General features: G+C 64.1%; 14 protein-coding genes. 6 read left to right on the top strand and 8 right to left on the bottom strand.

Going from position 1 to position 13,903, the window contains the following annotated elements:
* Window positions 1-18: 18 nt before the first annotated feature.
* The 4 genes from B2J77_RS05115 to dinG all read right to left on the bottom strand — a co-directional run bounded on the left by B2J77_RS05115 (window position 19) and on the right by dinG (window position 6,820).
* Complete coding sequence (locus B2J77_RS05115) at window positions 19-1,020, bottom strand: OmpA family protein (protein WP_058606038.1); 1,002 nt, start codon at window positions 1,018-1,020, stop codon at window positions 19-21.
* Window positions 1,021-1,119: 99 nt separating this feature from the next.
* On the bottom strand, window positions 1,120-2,265 hold the full coding sequence (locus B2J77_RS05110) for a serine hydrolase domain-containing protein (RefSeq protein WP_058637968.1): 1,146 nt from the start codon (window positions 2,263-2,265) through the stop codon (window positions 1,120-1,122).
* Between the two features lie 85 nt (window positions 2,266-2,350).
* Window positions 2,351-4,597 carry a beta-galactosidase gene (locus tag B2J77_RS05105; protein ID WP_058637967.1) on the bottom strand — a complete coding sequence of 749 codons (2,247 nt, stop codon included), beginning with the start codon at window positions 4,595-4,597 and terminating at the stop codon, window positions 2,351-2,353.
* 78 nt (window positions 4,598-4,675) lie between these two features.
* Window positions 4,676-6,820 carry an ATP-dependent DNA helicase DinG gene (gene dinG / locus B2J77_RS05100; protein ID WP_023535209.1) on the bottom strand — a complete coding sequence of 715 codons (2,145 nt, stop codon included), beginning with the start codon at window positions 6,818-6,820 and terminating at the stop codon, window positions 4,676-4,678.
* 98 nt (window positions 6,821-6,918) lie between these two features.
* Between dinG and B2J77_RS05095 the strand changes: the two genes are divergently transcribed.
* Window positions 6,919-7,383, top strand: a complete 465-nt coding sequence (locus B2J77_RS05095) for a CopD family protein (protein WP_078478107.1) — start codon at window positions 6,919-6,921, stop codon at window positions 7,381-7,383.
* 15 nt (window positions 7,384-7,398) lie between these two features.
* Here the strand turns inward: B2J77_RS05095 and B2J77_RS05090 are convergent, their stop codons facing one another.
* From B2J77_RS05090 to B2J77_RS05080, 3 genes are all read right to left on the bottom strand, one after another.
* A complete protein-coding gene (locus tag B2J77_RS05090) occupies window positions 7,399-8,157 on the bottom strand; it encodes a hypothetical protein (protein WP_058637965.1) in 759 nt (252 codons plus the stop codon).
* Complete coding sequence (locus B2J77_RS05085; RefSeq protein WP_058606062.1) at window positions 8,150-8,425, bottom strand: DUF1145 domain-containing protein; 276 nt, start codon at window positions 8,423-8,425, stop codon at window positions 8,150-8,152. The genes B2J77_RS05090 and B2J77_RS05085 overlap by 8 nt, the downstream gene beginning before the upstream one ends.
* Window positions 8,426-8,603: 178 nt before the next feature.
* On the bottom strand, window positions 8,604-9,308 hold the full coding sequence (locus tag B2J77_RS05080; protein WP_027915328.1) for an OmpA family protein: 705 nt from the start codon (window positions 9,306-9,308) through the stop codon (window positions 8,604-8,606).
* A 160-nt stretch (window positions 9,309-9,468) separates the two neighbouring features.
* On the opposite strand from B2J77_RS05080, the gene B2J77_RS05075 reads away from it, so the two are divergent.
* The 4 genes from B2J77_RS05075 to B2J77_RS05060 are packed head-to-tail and all read left to right on the top strand — an operon-like array spanning window position 9,469 to window position 11,126.
* Window positions 9,469-9,963 carry a DUF6231 family protein gene (locus tag B2J77_RS05075; RefSeq protein WP_078478106.1) on the top strand — a complete coding sequence of 165 codons (495 nt, stop codon included), beginning with the start codon at window positions 9,469-9,471 and terminating at the stop codon, window positions 9,961-9,963.
* Window positions 9,964-9,965: 2 nt separating this feature from the next.
* Complete coding sequence (locus B2J77_RS05070) at window positions 9,966-10,442, top strand: YchJ family protein (protein ID WP_058606045.1); 477 nt, start codon at window positions 9,966-9,968, stop codon at window positions 10,440-10,442.
* A 2-nt stretch (window positions 10,443-10,444) separates the two neighbouring features.
* Window positions 10,445-10,921 carry an LEA type 2 family protein gene (locus tag B2J77_RS05065; protein WP_078478105.1) on the top strand — a complete coding sequence of 159 codons (477 nt, stop codon included), beginning with the start codon at window positions 10,445-10,447 and terminating at the stop codon, window positions 10,919-10,921.
* Window positions 10,922-10,928: 7 nt separating this feature from the next.
* On the top strand, window positions 10,929-11,126 hold the full coding sequence (locus B2J77_RS05060) for an SEC-C metal-binding domain-containing protein (protein WP_023535239.1): 198 nt from the start codon (window positions 10,929-10,931) through the stop codon (window positions 11,124-11,126).
* Window positions 11,127-11,163: 37 nt separating this feature from the next.
* On the opposite strand, the gene B2J77_RS05055 is transcribed toward B2J77_RS05060, so the two are convergent.
* Complete coding sequence (locus B2J77_RS05055) at window positions 11,164-12,381, bottom strand: MFS transporter (RefSeq protein ID WP_078478104.1); 1,218 nt, start codon at window positions 12,379-12,381, stop codon at window positions 11,164-11,166.
* 131 nt (window positions 12,382-12,512) lie between these two features.
* Between B2J77_RS05055 and B2J77_RS05050 the strand changes: the two genes are divergently transcribed.
* On the top strand, window positions 12,513-13,853 hold the full coding sequence (locus B2J77_RS05050) for a PLP-dependent aminotransferase family protein (RefSeq protein WP_078478103.1): 1,341 nt from the start codon (window positions 12,513-12,515) through the stop codon (window positions 13,851-13,853).
* The last annotated feature ends 50 nt before the right edge of the window (window positions 13,854-13,903 follow it).

Below are 13,903 nucleotides of genomic sequence, written 5' to 3'. Positions count from 1 at the left end.
TGCTGCGTTCCTTGACGATCAGTTGGTCTTCGCAGGGCTGTTGGCAGCTACCTTCTTGTCAGTGGCAGCTTTCTTGGCGGCAGGTTTGGCGGCCGCCGCTTTTTTGGTCGCCGTCTTGGCCGGGGACTTGGCTTTGGCGGCAGGCTTCTTGGCAGCGGTTTTGCCGGCTGGCTTGGCTGCAGCTTTGCTTGGCTGGGCCTTGGCGGCTGTAGCCTTGGTCACAGGTGCCTTGGCATCCTGCACGGCTACCATGGCAGCCGGCGACGGCGTTGGCGTGGCCTGTTGATACTTGCTCAGCAGCGCGACCATGGTGTTCTGTGGGGTCAGCAGCATTTCCACGCGGCGGTTCAGTGCACGGCCTTCGGCACTGTCGTTGGCGGCGCGAGGCATCACCGAGCCCATGCCCTTGAGGATCAGGCGATCACGTTGCAACCCGCTCAGGCGGAAGATGGCCGATACCGAGGCAGCCCGCTCAAGGCTCAGCTTCTGGTTGGCAGCCACCACGCCACTGGTGTCGGCGTGGCCCAGCACCAGCACGGCCGTCTTGGGGTCGCCTTCGACCGTCTTGGCCACGCGGGTGATGGGGCCCAGGGTGACGGGCAACAACATGTTCGGACGGTCAGGGTTGTACGCGCCGTCTACTGGCAAGGTGACTGCCAGCACGTTGTCGCGCCGCTCGAGCTCCAGCTTGCTGTCCTTGATGGCCTCGCGCAGCTTGGGTTCGTACTCGTCCAACCAGGCCTGGGTGGCCTGTTGGTCGATCTTCGGCACCACCGGCCCTTGGGCCTGCTTCTGCTCACCGCCAAACGGCCACCACCAGCGGCTGCTGCTTTCGGATTTGGCGTCGGCCTTGGCGACCTTTTCCGTGACTGCTGCCTTCACTTCCTGTTCGGCGACCTTGTCCGAGCCGAATGGCCACCAGCTTGAACTGGCGCTCTTGGCAGAACCCTCGGGATGGCTGGCGCAGCCGGTGACAGCGGTCAGGCACAGGGCGAGTGCTAAGGTTTTATGTGAAGACATCAGCGATACACCATGAATTAGAAAGAAATTTTGCCCACACTCTTGAGGCGTCGGCATTGAGGATAGTCAAAGAGGCTGGGCAATACCCGCACTAACCGATCAAAGGCATTGCCCAAGTACGCGCACCAGTTTCTGGGCGCGAGGGTCCATCAGCACGTAGGGGCCCAAGGTATTGACGACAAAGCCAAAAGCCACATCTCGCTCCGGATCTGCAAACCCGACCGAGCCCCCGGCACCGGGGTGACCGAAGGCGCGAGCACCCAAGCCGAAGGTGGCATTGGCCACATCAGGCTGGTCGAGCATGCAGCCCAGCCCGAAGCGCGTCTGGGTCAGCAAGGTCCGGTCCTGGCCTAGGCTGTGTTGGCGAGTGAACGCCTCCAGCAGCTCCGACTCCAGCAGGCTGCCTTCGAGCAGGCCTGCATAGAACCCAGCCAGGCTGCGGGCATTGCCATGGCCATTGGCTGCGGGTTGCTGCATGCGCCGCCACTCAGGTTTGTTGGTACTGGTCAGAATGGCGGGTGGGTTGGTAAACGCCCTTGTAGACAGCGCCTCGGGCTCACGCAGCGTCACCTGCAGCAGGCGCTGGGCAGCAGCGTCACCAGGGTTGCCCTTGCCGCGTGCAATATGGGCCACCCGATGAAACTCCTCGTCGGCCAGCCCCACATGGAAGTCCAACCCCAGCGGCCGCGCCGTACGCGCCACGATGGAGTCGCCTGGGCCGCGCCCATCTGCGCGACGAATCAACTCACCGATCAGCCAACCAAAGGTGATAGCGGCGTAGCCGTGCTCGCTACCCGGTGTCCACCACGGTGTTTGCGCGGCCAGGGCATCGACCATTGCCTGCCAGTCGTAAAGGGCCTCGGCTGGCAGCAGCTCGCGAATCGCAGGCAGACCGGCACGGTGGCTGAGCAATTGTCGTAGCGTGATAGCCGCTTTGCCCGCCTGACCGAACTCAGGCCAATAACGCGCCACCGGGGCATCCAGTTCGAGTTTGCCCTCGCCCACCAGTTGCAAGGCGGTGACGGCGGCAAAGGGTTTGGTGCAGGAAAACAGGTTGGCGATGGTGTCGCTGTGCCAGGGCTGCTGGCCATCCTTGTCGGCGGTGCCCGCCCACAAGTCCACTACCGTTTCACCGCCCACCTGAATGCACAGCGCAGCCCCGCGTTCCTGGGGATCATCGAACAGCGCCGCGAAGGCTTCGCGCACTGCTTCGAATTTCAGCTCAAAATGACCCTGAATCTGCACCCTGTGTTCTCCATGCGGCATGTTGGCAAAAGGGCCTGCATTGTTTCAGTAGTTCGGCCTTTTGCCTACAGGCGCCCATCGCTCGTCACGGCGACGCTGGCGCTTGGCTGTGCGCGCGCAACTGGTCCATTGCTTCGAGATTGCTCTTGCGCACGGCCTGGACGAAGCCTGGGTAGGCGATGTCGGTGATGGCAACCAAACCCAGGTGCCCGTTCTCTGCGTCCAGCAATCGGCCGCTGGCAGGCTGGTCAAGGTACTGGAACCAATGGGCGCCGACGATCGTGGGCTGGGCGAGCGCCGCCTTGAGGAAGTTGCCATAGGCAGGCCCGCGGTCTTCCTCGCGTGCGACCTCCACCGGCCCCGGCCAGAACGGCCCGCGATCGCGCGAGCCGAATTGGAACTCGGACACCAGCACCGGCTTGTCCAGCTCCGCCAGGCGCGCGAAGTCATAGCCGTCCTGAGGCTTGAGGGTATAGAAATTGAAGCTGAGCACATCGCAGAACTCGGCGCAGGCCTTGACCGCTTCGGGCGTACTCACGGCAAACCGCCCACCCAGCAAGAGGTGATTCGGCGCATGCCACTTGAGCGAGTCGGAGAGGGTCTTGAAATAGGTCTGGGCGAACACCTGCTGGAAATACTGGTAGTCGCGTTCGATTTCCGGGTGTTCCGGGCTGGGCAGTGGGGCCTCGAAACCGGGGTCTTCCATCAACTCCCAAGCCGACAGCTCGATGCCCCAGGCCTTGGACAAGCCTTCCTGATTTCGGTACTTGTCACGCAGCTGCTTGAGGAATGCGCGCTTGGCCGGTACGTCGGTGGTCAGGCGCAATGTACCGTAGGCCAGCCCATAGCGCGCTTTCGGGTCATCGCCCGGGGCCGCCCAGGCCAGCTCGTTGTCGGCAAAATAACCAATTAGCCAAGGGTCATCGCGGTGGTCGCGGGCGGCGATGGCCACGGCCCGTTCGGTGGCCATCGCAAAGCGTGGGTCGAAGGGATCGGGCATACGGCCCCACCAGTCCATGCCGGTGCTGATGCTCGCGTAATCGCCCACGATGGACAGCGGCAAGGTGTAAGGCACGCGCTGGTGCTCGCCTAAGGCCGCATCGCTCCAGTTGCCCAATGTGTTGAAGCCCCAGGCCTGCAGCCGGTCGAGTGTATGGCGCTGCCAGCGGGCGCTGTCCAACTTGGCAGGAGGGCAATTGGCTGGCTGCGCTGGCGCCTGCGGGTCGGCCCCCTGGCACGGTGCTCCGTAGGTGCGTTCGAGATTGGCGGCATAGAAGTCGAACCACTGCCCCTTCTTGAAGGCGCGCCCCTGGGACGAGGCATTGCCGTCATCGTTATTGCCCTGGCCATAGAAGGCGGACAAGGGCTCGCCCTGTTGCGGCAGCGCCTTGAACATCCCCTCGCGCCCCGCCACATACGTGCGCCCGCCATCTGCGGCCACGGCATTGACGCCCAGGGAATAGAACGGGTGCCCCAGCGGCGTCACCAGGTACCAGCGCCCCTCGCGTTTTTCGGTGCGGAAGAACCCGGTAGCCTCGAAGGGCGTGCCTGCCGTCACGCCGCCATAGGTGTCCAGCGGCTGCTTTTCACGCTCGGCCAACCACCCCTTGATCTGCTGCTGTTCACGCCCGGCGCTCGCCTTGAGCTGCTCATCACTGGTTACTTTCTCAGGCCAGGTGCTGCGCGTGGACTGGCCGTAGGCGTCGATGAGTTCGCGGTAGGCCGCCTGCCACGCCTGGTCGTCATCCTGGATACCCACGCGCTCGATCAGCAGGCTCTGGGCTGCCTTGGGACCAGGGATGCTCAGGCTGACCGCCGCGACCTGTGCCAAGTCCACCGCGCCCGTGCTGCTGCCGAGTAGCACGCGCTGGCCGCCGAAGCTCCACGGCATGGGCGGGCCTGCACGCAGCCCTTGCTGCAGGGGCGAACGCGCTGTCAACGGCACCATCACCGTTTGCGCAGGCCCTGCCGGCAAGTCGATACGGCTGGTCAGCGTACGGCCGTCATTGCCCTGCACCGTCACATCCAAGGTCAGCGCCCAGGCCATCGCGTTTTGCAGGCGCAGGGTCAGGAAGCGGCCGCTAGACCAGTCCCAGGTGCCGCTTTGCGGGCTCATGCGCAAGGTCGGCCGCTCGGCGGCGTTGAACACCACGCGTCGCAACACCTCGCCCTGGGCGGTCTGCTCGGCGTTGTACTGGGGCATGCCGGCATCCACGGTTGCGACATTGACCACCGAGGCCGGGCGCACGAAGCTGAACAACGTCTGCTGCCCCGCCAGCAACGGCGGACTCAACAGCAGGGCGATGACAGCGGGCAAGGTACGGCGAACCATAGGGCGGGGTCTCTCCTTCAGGGCCCTCATGGCCCACGACTGAGGTTGGACAACGTGCCGGCGCAAGCGCTCCGGCCGTCAGGAAATCTCCCGCCGAAATGGCGGCAGCGCATTGAGAATAGCCTTGCCGTAGCGCTGGGTGACCAGGCGCCGGTCCAGCAAGGTGATGACACCGCGGTCCTGCTCGGTGCGCAACAGTCGGCCACATGCCTGGATCAGGCGCAACGAGGCATCAGGCACGGCAATTTCCATGAATGGATTGCCGCCTCGCGCTTCGATCCACTCTGCCAAGGCCGCCTCGACGGGGTCGTCAGGCACGGCAAACGGGATCTTGGCGATGACCACGTGCTCGCAATAGGCCCCCGGCAAGTCGACGCCCTCGGCGAAGCTGGCCAGGCCGAACAGCACGCTGTGCTGGCCGTCGTCGACGCGGGCCTTGTGCTTGTTCAGGGTTTCCTGCTTGGACAAGTTGCCCTGGATCAGCACCAGCTTGCGCCAGTCCCGGTCCAGGCCATCGAACACGTCCTGCATCTGCTTGCGTGACGAGAACAACACCAGCGCGCCGCGGGCATCTTCGACGATGCCCGGCAACTCGCGAATGATGGCCGCGGTGTGGCCGGCGGCGTCACGGGGGTCGGCCTTGAGGTCGGGCACCCGCAGCAGGCCTGCATCACCGTGCACGAACGGGCTGGGCACCACGCAGGAAACCGCATCGCGGGGCAACCCCGAACGCATGCGGAAGCGGTCGAACTTGCCCAGCGCAGTCAGGGTCGCAGAAGTGACCAATGCGCCGTGTGCCACGTTCCACAAGCTGCGCCGCAGCATCTCGGCCGCCAAAATGGGGCTGGCATTGACCTCGATATCGAACAGTGCCCCACTCTCGGCCAAGGTCAGCCAGCGGGCCATGGGCGGGCTGTCCTCGGGGTCTTCGGCGGTGAACGCCGTCCACAATTCCCAGTTGCCCTGGGCACGGGTCTGCAGGCTACCGAACAGCGGGTACCACTCCTCGGCCTGGTGGCTGGCGATGCCAATGCTGACCTCGCCGCCCATGCCTTCCTTGAGCAGGTCGGTCAGGCGGGTGAACACATCGTTCAGACGGGCAAAGCCTTTTTTCAGCTCGACGCCGACCTCGCGGATTTCATCGGGCACCACGCCACCTGGAAAACGGTAGCGGGGGCGTTCACGCCCTTCGTTGTCTTCGCCTGGACGAAAATCGGCCACCTGCTCGCAGAGCGTGAACATGAACTGCTGCTGGGTGCGGATTTCGCGGGCAAGCTCGGGCACCTGTTCGATCAGCTTGCCCAGATCGCCCGGCAGGGGGTGCTGGGCCAGCAGCTTGGTCAGGTTCTTGGCGGTTTGCTCTAGCCAGTCGGCCGTCGAACGCAACCGTGAATAATGGGCGAAGTGGCCGATGGCTTTGTCTGGCAGGTGATGCCCTTCGTCGAACACGTACATGGTGTCCCGGGGGGCCGGGAGCACCGCACCGCCGCCCAGCGCCAGGTCGGCCAGCACCATGTCGTGGTTGGTGACGATTACGTCTACCTTGCCCATGCCTTCACGGGCCTTGTAGAACACGCACTGCTGGAAATTGGGACAGTGGCGGCCGGTGCATTGGCTGTGGTCGGTGGTCAGCCGTGCCCAGTCCTCGTCTTCGAGGCTGTCTGGCCAACTGTCGCGATCACCGTCCCAACGGTTGCCGGCCAGCTTTTCGATCATGCTGTTGAACAGCTTCAGGCTGCGCTCGTCCACGTCGATGCGAAAACCTTCTTCCTCCAGCAACTGCGCCTGGGAGGTCTGGGCGTGGCCTTCCTGGACCAGGATGTCGAGCTTGGACAGGCACAGGTAGCGGCCCCGCCCCTTGGCCAGGGCAAAGCTGAAATTCAGCCCGCTGTTGCGCATCAGGTCAGGCAGGTCCTTGAAGACGATCTGCTCCTGCAGCGCCACGGTCGCAGTGGCGATGACCAGACGCTTGCCTGCCGCCTTGGCCGCCGGAATGGCCGCCAGGCTGTAGGCAACCGTCTTGCCGGTACCGGTGCCCGCCTCCACCGCCACGACGGCGGGTTCGCCGGCACGGCGGCCTTCGTCGTCGCAGGGAATGTCCCCGAGGACCTTGGCTACCTCGGCGATCATCAGGCGCTGGCCGTAACGCGGCTTGAGGCTCTTGGCTTCGAGAAATCGCGTATAGGCGCCCTGGATGGTGGCTTTGAGTTCAGTGCTGATCATGGTGTGCAGGCGCCCGAAGGGCTGGATATATTTTCAGTATCGCGCATAGGGCGGCTATCATACCCCGCTCACGCTGTTTATGCCGCATGGAGATCCGGATGACTGCCTTTGCCCTGCCCTACACCCTGCACGTTCTGGCCGCCCTGGTCTGGGTGGGGGGCATGTTCTTCGCCTGGATGGTACTGCGCCCGGCAACGGTTGCAGCGCTGGACGGGCCTGCCAGGCTACGGTTATGGGCGGAAGTTTTCCGACGCTTCTTCGGCTGGATCTGGGTGGCCGTGGCGATTTTGGCGATAAGCGGCGTGGGCATGATCCACCTGCGCTTCAATGGCTTTGAAACCGCGCCGCGGTACGTCCAGGTGATGATCGGGGGCGGTATCGTCATGTTCGCCCTGTTCATGCGTATCCAGGCGTTGCTGCTTGCGCAAATGAAAACGGCGATCCAGGCCGAGGATTGGCCGGGGGCAGCGGCCGTGCTGGGGCGCATCCGCCGGATGGTGGGGGTGAACCTGCTGCTGGGCCTGGCCGTGGTCGCCGTGGCCAGTGCCCGCCTGATGTTCTGAGCGTACCCGCAGCGATCAGAGTCGCTGCAGGATCAGCTCGCCAGCAGCCCCGGCAAGGCCTGGCTGACCCGGTTGCCCGGCGCGGCCACTGTGGCCCGGCGAGGTGCGGTAGACCAGGCAACCCTTGCTCGCACCGCCCTTGCCCGCCTTGCCTGCGGCACCAGGCTTACCCGGCGCGCCCCCGTCAAGGCGCACCCTGATGCGATCGGCCGGGAAAGCCTCGGGTACGCTCAGGCGAATTCGACCACCCGGCGCACCGTCGTGGCCATTGCCGCCGTCATCCCCGTTGAAACCACGGCTGGCACGGCCCCAGGTGCAGCCACCGGCCTGGCCGTTGGCGCCATCGAGCCCGGCGAACCCTGGCGCACCCGCGCCACCGCGGGCATCGATGGACAGTTGTTCGCCCTCTAGCTGGGCAAGCTTGAGGTCAAGCCCGCGCCCTGAACGCGCGGCACGTTCATAGGTCCCAGGCGCGCCCGGCGCACTGAACTCACTGCCAGCACCCAGGCTGGCACTGGCGGCCTCGATCAGGAGCGGGGTATCGGCCGGTGCCACGGCGATACGGGCATCACGGCCCAGCTCCAGCCGATCGACCGTCAGCGAGGCGAGCGTGGCGGGAAGCAGCAAGGTGGCATCGTCTGCCACCCTGAGCTGCTCCAGGTGCACCTCGGCCGACTTGGTTGGCAGGCGCAGCATGGAATTGGCGGGTACTTCCAGGTTCTGTGCCTGCGCAAGCGGCGCGGCCAGCAGGGCGAACAACATCAGATTACGCATTTCGTGGCGCCTCTTGCGCGCGGGGGATGGACATGATGTGGAAAATGCCCGTCAACAGGATCTGCAGACGGTCGAACCAGCGATGGCTACGGCCGCGCAGACTGGCATTGAACACCAGCATTTCGAGCAGGTGCAGCAGCGCCAACATCAAGCCCGTGGCGTTGATCAACAGGTTCAACGGCACAGGTTGCGGCACCATCTGGTTGTACAGCACTACGCCCCAGAAGACTATGGTCAGGAGCTTGCCCAGGCTCAAGATGAATTTCATGCTCTGCCCCACCGTATGGCGTACTGCCGGGATGGCCAACGCGACCGTTTCACAGTAACTGCTCGGTCGGGAACCGCGCCAGCGCATATCCTGCTTGGCAAGGTCTAGTCCTCCGGCCATTACCGCCCAAGGCGATTGCAGAGCGCCCGCGCTGTAACGGTGCGCGGGCGCCATTGCCTCACCGTTGGATCTTGATTTCCGTACGACGGTTCATGGCACGCCCCTCGGCGGTGGCGTTGTCGGCCACAGGTTGGGATTCGCCAGCCCCGACCACAGACACGAAGCTGTTGCGCGGGATGCCGCTTTCAACCAGATAGTCGGTGACCGAATGGGCACGGCGCTCGGAGAGTTTCTGGTTGTAGCTGTCGGCGCCTACGCTGTCGGTGTGGCCGCTCACGCTCAAGCGGGCCGAAGGCGCTTCCTGCTTCAGGCGTGTAGCGATGGTATTGAGGCGCTGCTTGTCGGCAGCGGTGAGCCTTGCAGAGTCGAATTCGAAATGCACGTCGCGGATGACGATCACTTCTTCTTTCTCGACCACCACCTGCTCGACGACCACAGCTTCGACCTGCGGCGCAGGCGGCGGGCAACCGTTAGCATCGACCTGGACGCCGCGCGGTGTACCTGGGCACTTGTCGCGGCTGTCCGGTACGCCGTCGCCGTCTTCGTCGCCATCCCCATGGGCCCAGCAATACCCCGCTGCAAGCCCGCCCCCGAGCAGTGCACCCCAACCTGCCCAACTCGAGCTTTCAATAGCGCCAAGTGCCGCGCCGCCCACACCGCCGACCGCCGCACATTTGGGCCAGTCGGTCTTTTGCAAACCCGCGCAACCAGTCAACACACTGGTGAGCAGAACCAGAGGTACAGCTGTGCGTACTATGCTCATTTCATAGCCTCTTCTAGGGGGGAATCGGCATCGTGGCCGATCAGGGCAGTAAAGACGCTGCTTGCGCAGCCTGCCAGCCATTTGCCATGACCGCATGCCACGGCCCTATGCCGACAGGCGCTGGCCCGATAGTCTTGGCTAATCTTGATGAGGACTGGCAATGACCGACGGTTTTTCCCAACGCACGCCGCAGCAGGCGCTCGCTGCCTTGCTCGAGCGCGTCACCCCGCAACGCCTGTTGCTGGTGGGCACGCGGTTCCCGGCACTTGATGCCTTCCTGCTGGCCCACCCTGAGGCGAGCCTGGCGAGCGCACCGCCGGGCCCGCTGCCGGCTGAACTGGCAGCACAGCGCTTCGACCTGGCGCTTCTGGTCGATTGCCTGGAGCACCTGCCCAAGCGCAACGGGTTGGAACTGCTTGGTGGCATCCGCAATCTCAACGCCAGTCGAGTCGCAGTGCTGGCCGACCTGGCGGCCTGCGGCTGGCAGGACACGGACTTCTTCGCCCTGGCCCTGTCGGCCAGCGAGAAGTTTCAGCGCGACCAGCAGGTGTTGAGCCTGTTCACCTATGATCTACATGACTACAAGCAGGTCCCTGACTGGCTGAACGCGCGGTTCTGGGCCAACCCTGAAAACTTCGGCAAATACTGGTGGTGATGATGAGTGTTTCGGTCTGCCCATGTGGCAGTGGCAACCTGCTCGACGCCTGCTGCGGGCATTACCACGCTGGCACGCCGGCACCGGATGCCCAGGCGCTGATGCGCTCACGTTACAGCGCCTATGTGCTGGGGCTGGTCGATTACTTGGTGGCGACCACCTTGCCAGCCCAGCAGGCCGGCCTGGATCGCGCCGCCATGGCCGCCTGGAGTGCCCAGAGCACCTGGCTGGGCTTGGAGGTGGAGGACGCCGAGCTGATCGGTGGCCAGCCCGAGCACGGCTTCGTGACCTTCACTGCCCGCTGGCATGACCAGGACGGCGATCATCAGCACCGCGAACGCTCGGCCTTCGTGCAGCACGAAGGCCGCTGGTATTTCATCGACCCCACCGTGGGCCTGAACGCCACGCGCAACGATCCCTGCCCTTGCCAAAGCGGGCAGAAATTCAAGAAATGCTGCGCCAGCTATGTGGGTGGCTGAGCATGATGACTCGCCTGCGTGTCCTGCTGCCTGCCTTGCTGGTGATGCTTCTGGGCGGCTGCGTCAGTTGGGGCGGTGAGCCCTGGCGGCAACCGGAGATCCACCTGGTCAGGGTGGAAACGGTCAAGGCCCGCCTGCTGCAACAGGAATTCGTGCTCCATGTGCGGGTGGAAAACCCCAACGACAGTCGCCTGTTCATCCGCAACCTGTCCTATGCCCTGCGGTTGAACGATGTGCTGCTGGCAGAGGACGAAGCCAGCCTGTGGCGCAGCGTTGGCGGACACGACCAGCGCACCTTCAAGATCACCGCCCGTACCAACCTGTGGCAGCGCCTCAAGCCACTGGCCAAGATGCTCAAGAGCCACCAGCCTTTGAAATACACGCTCAAGGCCGAACTGCGCACCGGCCTGTTGATCCATCGGAACCTGCACTTGTTGCGTGGTGGTGAGATAATGCCCGGCGATCATTACCTGGAGTAACCCTGCAATGTCCCAACAGCCTCACGTTCACGGCCCTGACTGCGACCACGACCACGATCATCACCATGATCACGGCCATGTCCATGGGCCGCACTGCAACCACGGTCACCAGGAGCCGGTGCGCAACGCCCTCAAGGATGTTGGCCGCAACGATCCGTGCCCGTGCGGCAGCGAGAAGAAATTCAAGAAGTGCCACGGCGCCTGACCGCCGCCCCGCCGTTCGACGGCACCGCGCCTGTCCGTTAGCGCGGGCGCGGCGCGGTCTGCAGCTTGGGCGCCGAGGTGCCCGGCTTGGCTGGCAACCGTAGCGCGGTGGCCAGCAACAGCCCCAGGCACAGCACCATGCACAGACCGTTGGTGCCCTTCCAGCCTGCCGTGTCCAGTAACAAGGAAGGCGTAAAGGCCCCGAGCGTGGCACACACGGCAATGGCCAGGTCATTCTTGCCCTGCAGGCGCATCGCGCACGGGCTGTCCTGCAATGCCTGCGCCAGCAGCGCGCCCCCGCCCACATAGGTCAGGTTCCAACCCAGGCCCAGTGCGATCAGGGCCGCGGTCATCACTGCATAACTGCTGGACCCCATGTTCAAGGCCGTGCTCACCACGAACAGGCCCAACCCTGCGCAGATCGTTACCTTGATGCCCAACCGTTTAATGATGCTGCCTGTGAAGAACGACGGCGCAAACATCGCCACGACATGCCACTGGATGGCCATGCGCACGTCGGCGAAGTCCTGGTGCATACCTTTCATGTGCAGCGAAGCCTGGATCATCAACAGGTTCATGATGCCGTATCCCAGCGCCGCCACGCTCATTGCCACCACCAACACCCTGCGTGGCGCAGGTCGCACCGTCTCGGACGCTTGCAGGCCCTGCTGCGGGCGATTCACCGGCATCTCCTTGGGCAAGCACAGGGCTATCAACCACGACACGAGCGCCAGACCAATAAAGACGGCATAGCACAGCGAGAACAGTGGATACCCGCCCACATCCCTGAGCCACCCGGTCAAGGCCGGCCCCGCCACGGCCGCGATCACGCCGCCTGCCACCACCAGTGAAAGCGCCCGCGCCTTGAGGTGTTGTGTCAGATTGTCGGTAGCGGCAAACCGGTTGAAGTTGGCGAACGCGATGTACACCCCTAAGGCACAGTGGCTGAGTATCAAGGCGAAAAAGTGCTGGTGCTGCACGGCCAGGAACCCGCTGACGCCGGATACGGCCAAGGGCAGAGCCCCCAGCATGAATGCGCGGCGACGACCGATGCGCTCCATCAGCCACGACACCGGGTAAGTCGCCAGCATCACGCAGAGAAACTGAAACCCGTAGGGCACCGTCGCCCACGCAGGATCGGGTGCCAGGGCAGCACCGACAAGGGCTGCCATGGTCACGGACATCACAGCCGTGGTGAGGTTGACCGATTGTGCGATGAAATACAGGTAGGTGCGTGCTGGCAGGATTTCGCTCATGGCGTGCTCGCTGAAGGCGCAGTAAATGAATGCGCCAAAGCTTCTCACTGATCGGCTGACCACGGGCGAACAGTCGACGCGGTTTCCAGCTAACTGTTAGGCTGTTTTTTCTAACACTGACGGGCCAGTCGATGCGTGCTGACACTCTCCTTCATCAACTCCGGCAGCGTCTGGCTGCCAGCGAATGGCTGCCCGGGCAACGCATGCCGTCGATTCGCAAGCTCACGGCCAGCACGGGTGCCACCTACCACGAGGTCGTGTCCAGCTATGGGCGCCTGGTCAGTGAAGGGTTGTTGACGGCCGTGCCAGGGCGTGGCTACTTCGTGGCCGGTACCATTCGGCCGCCAGCCAGGGACGAGGCGCCCGGGCATATGGCCGGGGACGCGCTGTTCAAGCTGCTGCAAGGCGGCCCGCACTACACCAAGCTCGGCTGCGGCTGGCTGCCCCCTGCCTGGCGCGACACCGAGCTGCTGGCCAAGGCCGTGCGGCGTACGGCGCGCCTGGAGCAAAGCTCACTGGCCGACTATGGCGACATCCAGGGTTACCTGCCCATGCGCAAGCAGTTGTGCGTGCACCTGCGGCGCATGACCCAGATCGATGTAGGCCCGCAGCAATTAATCAGCACCTTGGGCGCCACCCAGGCCCTGGACCTGGTGGCCCGCCTGCTGATCGCCCCTGGCGATCACGTGTTCGTTGACGAGCCTTGCAACGGCAACCTGGTCAAGCTGATCGAGCTGGCCGGGGGGCACGTGGTCGGCATCCGTCGACTGCAGGACGGTCCGGACCTTGAAGACATGCAGCGGCACCTGGCCCAGCACAAGGTCAAGGCCTTCTTCTGCAACAGCACATTCCACAACCCCACCGGCAGTAACGTCAGCCCGCACAACGCCTTCGGCGTGCTGAGACTGGCGATCGAACACGGCTTCTACGTCGTCGAAGACGACGTGTACGGCGACTTCAGCCCGGGTGTGCGCCAGACCTTCGCCGGCTTGGATAACCTGCAGCAGGTCATCTATATCGGCAGCTTCTCCAAGTGCCTGTCCGCCTCCCTGCGCGTGGGTTACATCGCCTGCCCGGCTGCACTGGTCGAACCGCTCATGCGCCTAAAACTGCTCACCTGCGTGGCCGTGCCTGCATTCTGCGAGCGCTTCGTCAATACGATCCTCACCGACGGCACCTACGCCAGGCACATGAGCGACTTGCAGCAACGCCTGATTCGACAGCAGGTTCAGACCCAGCGCACGCTGACAGACCGCGGCTGGCGCTTCGACATCACGCCGCACGGCGGCATGTTCCTGTGGGTCCATCACCCCGATATTGCCAACCTGCATCCTTTCTTGCGCCAACTCGAACAGCACGATGTGCTGCTGATGCCTGGCGAATCCTTTGCGATCACGCGCAACTACGTTCGGTACACCCGCATCAACTGCACGCACTTTTCCGACGCCATGGCTGTGCATTTCGAAGTTTGACCCGCTGCAACGCGCCCCTGGATACCCCGGCGTCACGGCCGGGGATTGGC

It is taken from the genome of Pseudomonas parafulva, from assembly GCF_002021815.1.
GTDB lineage: Bacteria > Pseudomonadota > Gammaproteobacteria > Pseudomonadales > Pseudomonadaceae > Aquipseudomonas > Aquipseudomonas parafulva_B.
This window is presented reverse-complemented; position numbering and strand designations above follow the sequence as displayed.

Coding starts and splice junctions, on each gene's coding strand:
- B2J77_RS05065 (WP_078478105.1), top strand. CDS start 10,445: ATGATGACTCGCCTGCGTGTCCTGCTGCCTGCCTTGCTGGTGATGCTT.
- B2J77_RS05090 (WP_058637965.1), bottom strand. CDS start 8,157: ATGCGTAATCTGATGTTGTTCGCCCTGCTGGCCGCGCCGCTTGCGCAG.
- dinG (WP_023535209.1), bottom strand. CDS start 6,820: ATGATCAGCACTGAACTCAAAGCCACCATCCAGGGCGCCTATACGCGA.
- B2J77_RS05095 (WP_078478107.1), top strand. CDS start 6,919: ATGACTGCCTTTGCCCTGCCCTACACCCTGCACGTTCTGGCCGCCCTG.
- B2J77_RS05060 (WP_023535239.1), top strand. CDS start 10,929: ATGTCCCAACAGCCTCACGTTCACGGCCCTGACTGCGACCACGACCAC.
- B2J77_RS05055 (WP_078478104.1), bottom strand. CDS start 12,381: ATGAGCGAAATCCTGCCAGCACGCACCTACCTGTATTTCATCGCACAA.
- B2J77_RS05085 (WP_058606062.1), bottom strand. CDS start 8,425: ATGAAATTCATCTTGAGCCTGGGCAAGCTCCTGACCATAGTCTTCTGG.
- B2J77_RS05115 (WP_058606038.1), bottom strand. CDS start 1,020: ATGTCTTCACATAAAACCTTAGCACTCGCCCTGTGCCTGACCGCTGTC.
- B2J77_RS05105 (WP_058637967.1), bottom strand. CDS start 4,597: ATGGTTCGCCGTACCTTGCCCGCTGTCATCGCCCTGCTGTTGAGTCCG.
- B2J77_RS05070 (WP_058606045.1), top strand. CDS start 9,966: ATGAGTGTTTCGGTCTGCCCATGTGGCAGTGGCAACCTGCTCGACGCC.
- B2J77_RS05050 (WP_078478103.1), top strand. CDS start 12,513: ATGCGTGCTGACACTCTCCTTCATCAACTCCGGCAGCGTCTGGCTGCC.
- B2J77_RS05075 (WP_078478106.1), top strand. CDS start 9,469: ATGACCGACGGTTTTTCCCAACGCACGCCGCAGCAGGCGCTCGCTGCC.
- B2J77_RS05080 (WP_027915328.1), bottom strand. CDS start 9,308: ATGAGCATAGTACGCACAGCTGTACCTCTGGTTCTGCTCACCAGTGTG.